A 6,547-nucleotide genomic window follows, 5' to 3' on the forward strand; every position below is an offset into this window, starting at 1 on the left:
CTGGGACCGTCTCGTGGTGGGGCCGGAACTGGAAGCGGCCCTGGCCGGGATCCGGGGCCAGAGCGTGATGCTGATCGACGATCTGGTCGACAGCCGCTGGACTGTGACCGTCGCCGGCCGTGCGCTCAGGCTCGCGGGCGCCGGGGCCGTGCTGCCGCTGGTGCTTGGCCAGGGCGGCTGACCTCGGCTCCGGCGTGCCGTGGCAGCGTCAGGCTGTCCAGGGTGCTCAGGAGCATGAGCACCGCAATCGTAAGGAACGCCGCCCGGTACGGTGCCACCGGATCCCCTGCGGAAGCAGCCGCCGCGCCCAGTAAAGGGCCGCCGGCCGGGAAGGCCCGGATCAGCAGGGCGCCGATCGCGATCCCGGCCGCCGCCGCGAGTTGCACGAGGGTCGCGGACACGGCGTTGGCGGAGGGCAGCTGGGCGGGAACGACGTCGGCGTACTGCACCGAGGCGTAGGCCGAGAAACCGATGGACCGGAAGGCCCCGCTGGCCACGAGCAGTGCAAAGATCAGCGGCTCCGGGGTGCCGGCGTCGAGCAGGGCGCACAGCGCAAAGGTTGCCGCCGACGCCAGGGAGGCGAAGACCAGCACCGGTTTGAAGCCGAAGCGCCGGATGAGCGGGGTGGTGGCCGGTTTGATCCCGATATTGCCAACGAACACCGCCGCGACGAGGACACCGGCGCGCAGCGGATCCCAGCCGAAGCCGTTCTGGAACATCAGCGGCAGCAGGAAGGGCACGGCACTGATGGTCAGGCGGTAGATGAAGCCGCCGGTCGCCGTGGCGCGGAACGTCCGGGCGGAAAAGACGCCCAGGTCGAACAAGGGGGAGCTGACCCGCCGCATCCACCAGACCGCCGCGGCCAGGAACAGCGCACCTGCGGTAATGCTGAGCGCCGCGAGGGCGCCGGACCCGCGGCCGCCGGCCAGCTCCAGGCCGACCACGACGGCTCCCACGCCCAGGGTGGTGAGGGCCAGCCCCAGCCAGTCCAGGCGTCGCGTGCGGTCGCCCGGGGCGGTGGGAACCAGCCGCAGCGCCGCGAGGAACGCTGCGAGTCCCAGGGGGAGATTGATCAGGAAGATCCAGTGCCAGGACAGGAATGTCGTGAGCGCGCCTCCGATGAGCGGGGCGAGGACAGGGGCCAGCAGACCGGGCCACACCAGGTAGGCCGTGGCGCGGAGCAGATCCTTCTTTGCTGTCCCGCGGAGCACCACAAGGGTGCCCACGGGGACCATCATGGCGCCACCCGCGCCTTGCAGCACCCGGCTCATGGTCAGCATGGCCAGGTCCTGGCTGAGCGCGCACAGCAGGGAAGCCACCGTGAACGTCGCAATGGCGAGGCAGAACACGCGCCGCGCGCCGACGCGTTCGGCCAGCCAGCCGCTGAGCGGAATCCCCATCGCCACCGTCATCAGGTAGGCGGTCATGGTGATGTTGACGTCCGCTGAAGGGACCGAAAAGTCCGCCGCGATGCTGGGGATCGCGGTGGTCAGGACGGTGCCGTCCAGGAACTCCATAAAGAACGTCGCAGCGACCAGCAGGGCCAGGCGGGGGCTCCACCTGTCAACGGGTGTGCTGGGAGGCGTGCCGTGAGGCGGCGAGGGCTCACTCATGCAGGGCCCGCTCCGGCGCCAGGCTCAGTCACGGGAGACACGGCCGGACTCCAGCGGATCGGATTCACGCGCCCCGGACTCAACTGGCCCGGACTCCAGCACTGCCATGGCCGCATTGTGTCCGCCGATGGCGCTGACGGCACCGCCGCGCCGGGCACCCGAGCCGCAGAGCAGGATCCGCGGGTCATCCGTCGCGACGCCCCAGCGCCGGGCCGGGGTGTCCAGGGGATCGTTGTCCTCGACAAACGGCCAGTCGAGGCCGCCGTGGAAGATGTTGCCCCGCGGCATGCCGACGGCACGTTCAATATCCAGGGTGGTCTTGGTTTCGATGCAGGGCTGCCCGTCCGGCCCGGTGAGCAGCAGGTCCTCAACGGGCTCGGCCAGGACCGAATTCAGGGACTTCAGGACGGCCGCCTGCAGTTCCGCCCGGCGTCGGTCATTGTTTTCCGCCGTGATCAGCCGGTCCGGGACATGCAGGCCGAACACGGTGAGGGTCTGCGCGCCGGCGGCCCGCAGCTCCGGGGACAGGATGCTGGGGTCCGTGAGCGAATGGCAGTAGATCTCGCACGGCAGCGGGTCCGGGACGGTTCCGGCCGCGGCGGCGAGGGAGGCGGCGTCGAGCTGCGACCAGGTCTCATTGATGTGGAAGGTCCCGCCGAAGGCCGCTTCCGGGCTGACGGCCGGATCCAGCAGCCGGGGAAGCCGCTTCAGGAGCAGGTTCACCTTGACCTGCGCGCCCTCCCGGAGATGGTTCGGGTTCAGTGTGGTGCTTGGGGCAGCCGGGCGGGAGGCGGTCCTGAGCCGGTCCAGCACCACCGGGGCCACGTTGGCGAGGACCCATGACGCCGTGGCCGTGTGCTCTGCCCCGTCGTGTTGATAGCTGACCACGCCTCCCGGGCGGACGGCGGTGACATCCGCGGACGTCAGCATTGTCGCCCCGGCCTCGCGGGCAGCCCGTTCCAGCTCCCCGGACACTGCGCCCATCCCGCCGACAGGCACGTCCCAGTCACCCGTCCCGCCGCCGACCAGGTGGTACAGGAAGCAGATGTTCTGCTGCAGGTCCTCGTCGTCTGCCCGGGCAAAAGTGCCGATCAGGGCGTCCGTCAGCACCACGCCGCGGACCAGGTCGTGCTGGAGCGAGCGGGCGATGCTGTCCCCGATGGGCCGTTCGATCATGGCATTCCAGGCCTCCTCCGCCCCGGCCCGCGCTGCGAGGTTCCTCGCCTCGGAGCGGGTCGGCAGCGGCGACGTCATCGTGGGCCAGAGGGCCCCGGTGAGCCGGCGGCAGCCGGCGTAGAACTCGGTGAAGGCGCGGAATTCGCTCTCCGGAGCCCCGACGGCGGCAAAGGACGCCGCGGTGGCGGCCGCATCCCCGTTGTCGATCAGCAGGGCGCTCCGGCCGTCGTGCGGGTCGGGGGTATAGGACGAGTACCGGCGCCGCGCCAGCCGGATGCGCAGGCCAAGGTCGTCGATGACCTGCTGCGGGAGCAGGCTCACGAGGTACGAGTACCGCGAGAGGTTGGCGTCGACGCCGGTGAACGCCCGGGCCGACACCGCGGCGCCGCCGGGATGCTCAAGCTTCTCCAGCAGCAGGACCGACCGCCCGGCTTTGGACAGGTAGGCTGCCGCGGCCAGGCCGTTGTGGCCGCCGCCTACGATGATCGCGTCATACGCGCTGTTGCCCGACCCGGGGTTGCTCGACATGGGCTTATCCTGCCATCCGGGCGTCCGGGACGGCGTCCGGTGTCCGGCACCCGGACGCGCCGGGGACGCAAAAGGCCCCGGTCCAGGGACCGGGGCCAAACGCGGAGACGGGGGGATTTGAACCCCCGGTGGAGTTGTGCCCCACACTTCATTAGCAGTGAAGCCCATTCGGCCGCTCTGGCACGTCTCCATTTGCTATTAACTAGCCAACCAAGGATACGCAGAAGGTGCCATGCAGTGCAAAACGGCCAGCGCGGGGTCATTTCGCGCCCATGCCGGGCCCCTGCACCGGCGCGATCTGACCCCGCGTTGCCTTCGCCGGCAGCTTCCCGCCATCAGGCGCCGCGGCCCGCCAGTGCCCGCCACAGGAAGTGCTGGCTTCGGCTCTGAAGTGCCGCGGCCTGCCGGTTGTCCGAGGCGCCGGCGTGGCCGCCTTCCAGCGCCTCGTGGAACCAGACGTTGGGGATGCCCATCGCCTGCATGCGGGCGGCCATCTTGCGTGCCTGGACCGGCCCCACACGGTCATCCGAGGTGGCCGTCCAGATGAACGTCTCCGGGTAGTCCACCCCGTCCTTGAGCAGGTGGTACGGGGAGAACGTCTTGATGAACTCCCACTGCTCGGGAACGTCCGGGTCCCCGTATTCGGCAATCCAGGAGTAGCCGGCGGACAGCTTGGTGTAGCGGCGCATGTCCAGCAGCGGGACCCCGCAGGAGACGGCGCCGAAAAGTTCCGGGTACCGGGTGAGCATGTTCCCCACCAGCAGGCCGCCGTTGGAGCCGCCCACGCAGCCGAGCCGCCCGCGGGAGGTCACGCCCCGGGAGATCAGGTCCGCCGCCACGGCTGCGAAGTCCTCGTAGGCCCGGTGCCGCTTCTCCTGCAGGGCAGCCCGGTGCCAGGAGGGTCCGTATTCGCCGCCGCCGCGGATGTTGGCCACGACGTAGACGCCGCCGCGGGTATGCGGGGCGTCGCCCTCGTGCCCGGCGGATTCCTCCGTGCGGCGTTCCAGCCATGCGCGGCCGACCGCGCCGCTGTAGGCGGGAGTCCGGGAGATTTCGAAGCCGCCATAACCGGAAAGCTGCGTGGGGTTCTGGCCGTCCAGCACCAAGTCCTTGGACGCCACCTGGAAATACGGCACCCGCGTGCCGTCCTTGGACACCGCAAAGTGCTGCTGGACCTCGTAGGCCGCTTCGTTGAAGAACGACGGCGAGGACCGGACCACTTCGTGGGTGCTGTCCACGCCCGCGCCCTGGGCGGCACGCTTCAGGGTCCCGCGGGTGAGGGTACTCGGTGTGGTGAAGCCGGTGGCCACGAGCCAGAAGTCGTTCCCCGCGCCGGGAGCCTCCGCCTCGGAGACCGGTGCGGCGCCGTCGGTCCCGTCCTCATCAGAGTCCCCGGCGGTGTCCTCGTCGTCGACGGCGTAGGCGTTGACGTCGTGCAGCGGCGGGCAGGCGTCCAGCACGGTGGACGCCCAGGCGGTGTCCGTCCCGGGCTGCTGGGGATCGAGGACCCGGATCTCCGAGGAAACGTCGCGGAGCAGGTTCAGCAGCAGGAAGTCCCGGGTCCAGCTCCAGGACTGCAGGGAGGTGTGCTCATCAGGGGTGAACAGCACGGACAGCTCCCGGCTGCCGGCAAGGAAGGCCTCGAACCCGGCCGCGAGCAGGGACCCTGCCGGGTAGGTCGTTGTCCCGAGGGCCCAGTCGCGCTGCGGCCGGAAGAGCAGCCAGTCACGGTGCGCGCTGAGGTTCACATCCACCGGGACATCGATCTGCACCCACTGCCCGTCGCGCAGCACCGAGGTGGTCTTCTCGAAGAAGCTGATCCAGTCCACGGCGAAGGTCCGCTCGAAGCCCGGGGTGGAGTCGTGCGCCACGAGTGCCATCATGTGGTCTTCAGGGATTTCGAACAGCCGTTCGGCCGTGGCCAGGGACCCGCCGCGGCGCAGCGTGACGCCGGTCCGGGCGTAGGAGGACGTGGTGCTCGGCAGCCCGTCTGCCGTGCTGGACACCAGCAGGGTGTCCGCGTCCAGCCAGGAGGCGTTGCCCTTGGCGGTCGGCAGGTCAAAGCCGCCGGCTGCCGGGTCCACGAAGGTGCGGGTCTCGACGTCGAACTCGCGGTAGCGGTTCGCGTCGCCGCCGTCGGGGGAAAGGGCCAGCAGCGCCAGCCGGTGCGGCTCGCCCCCGGCCGGGCGCAGGAAGTTGGCCCCGTGGAACACCCACTCCTCGCCTTCCGCCGCGGCCAGGGCGTCCACATCCAGCAGGACGTCCCAGTCCGGTGATCCGCCGCGGTAGCTGTCCCAGCGGGTCCGGCGCCACAGGCCCTTCGGGTTCTCCCGGTCCTTCCAGAAGTTGTAGTACCACTCGCCGTGCTTGCCCACCATGGCGATCCGGTCGGTCGAGTCGAGCACCTCGAGGATGCTGCTTTCCAGGCCGGCGTAGTCCGGGTCCTCCAGCAGCTCTTCGGTCCGGGCGTTCTGTTCCCGGACCCAGGCGAGCTGTTCGTCGCCGTAGATCTCCTCGAGCCAGATGTTCTCGTCGACGGGTTCGGCGGCGGTGCCCTTCGCAGCGGACGCGGTTGACGCGGTTGACGCGGTGGGACGGTCGGACGCGGGCGGGGGAGCAGCTTCGGCGGTGGTCATTTTTCCATCCAAGCAACATCGGCGCGCCAGTAGCAAGTCAAGCCGCAGGCCCCGGAAGCGGTGCCGGGCGGATCCGGCGGGTCCGGGCTGCCAGCCTGTTGCGGATACGCTGGATGCCGTGGGCATATCGCAGAGCATCCGGACGGCAGTGATTGGCGCCGGTCCCCGGGGCACGAGCGTGCTGGAGCGGCTGCTGGCCAACTGGGCGCCCGCCCGACCGGGCGCCACCTTGCACGTTGACGTCATTGACCCCTATCCCGCGGGGCCGGGTCACGTCTGGCAGCCGGGCCAGTCCCGGCTGTACCTGATGAACACGCAGTCGTTCTACCCCACCGTCATTCCCGAGGACCCGGATCTCGCGCGCCCGCTCGCCGGCCACACCTTCGACCGGTGGCGTGAACTGCAGCGCGAGCAGCCGCACCCTTCCCTCACCGCCGAGGAGCGCGCCGAACTGTCCGGACTGGGTGCGGCGGACTTCCCCAGCCGTGCCCTGTACGGCCGCTACCTGCGCTCCACCGTGGACGAGCTGCTGTCCCGCCTCCCCGCCGGCGCCACGGTGGATTTCCACAGCACGACGGCGACATCCGTCCGCCA

General features: G+C 70.2%; 4 protein-coding genes, 1 tRNA gene and 1 pseudogene (1 of these 6 cut by a window edge). 2 read left to right on the forward strand and 4 right to left on the reverse strand.

Features of this window, described 5'->3' with window-relative positions:
- The coding region (locus tag K789_RS23655; protein WP_035740408.1) for a hypothetical protein at nt 1-181 on the forward strand (181 nt) is incomplete at its 5' end.
- Here the strand turns inward: K789_RS23655 and K789_RS0120025 are convergent.
- The 4 genes from K789_RS0120025 to K789_RS0120040 all read right to left on the reverse strand — a co-directional run bounded on the left by K789_RS0120025 (nt 126) and on the right by K789_RS0120040 (nt 5,953).
- Nucleotides 126-1,613 (reverse strand): MFS transporter, encoded by a 1,488-nt coding sequence (locus tag K789_RS0120025; RefSeq protein ID WP_024368308.1) that lies wholly within the window; start codon nt 1,611-1,613, stop codon nt 126-128. The genes K789_RS23655 and K789_RS0120025 overlap by 56 nt on opposite strands.
- 24 nt (nt 1,614-1,637) lie before the next feature.
- Nucleotides 1,638-3,317, reverse strand: coding sequence for a phytoene desaturase family protein (locus tag K789_RS0120030; protein ID WP_024368309.1), 1,680 nt, complete (start codon nt 3,315-3,317; stop codon nt 1,638-1,640).
- Between the two features lie 102 nt (nt 3,318-3,419).
- Nucleotides 3,420-3,507: transfer RNA gene (locus tag K789_RS0120035), tRNA-Ser, on the reverse strand.
- A 145-nt stretch (nt 3,508-3,652) separates the two neighbouring features.
- Nucleotides 3,653-5,953, reverse strand: a complete 2,301-nt coding sequence (locus tag K789_RS0120040) for a prolyl oligopeptidase family serine peptidase (protein WP_024368310.1) — start codon at nt 5,951-5,953, stop codon at nt 3,653-3,655.
- Nucleotides 5,954-6,071: 118 nt separating this feature from the next.
- Here K789_RS0120040 and K789_RS0120045 point away from each other — a divergent pair.
- A pseudogene (locus K789_RS0120045) lies at nt 6,072-6,547 on the forward strand (FAD/NAD(P)-binding protein) (it continues 1,531 nt past the right edge of the window).

It is taken from the genome of Arthrobacter sp. TB 26, from assembly GCF_000427315.1.
Taxonomy (GTDB): Bacteria; Actinomycetota; Actinomycetes; order Actinomycetales; family Micrococcaceae; genus Arthrobacter.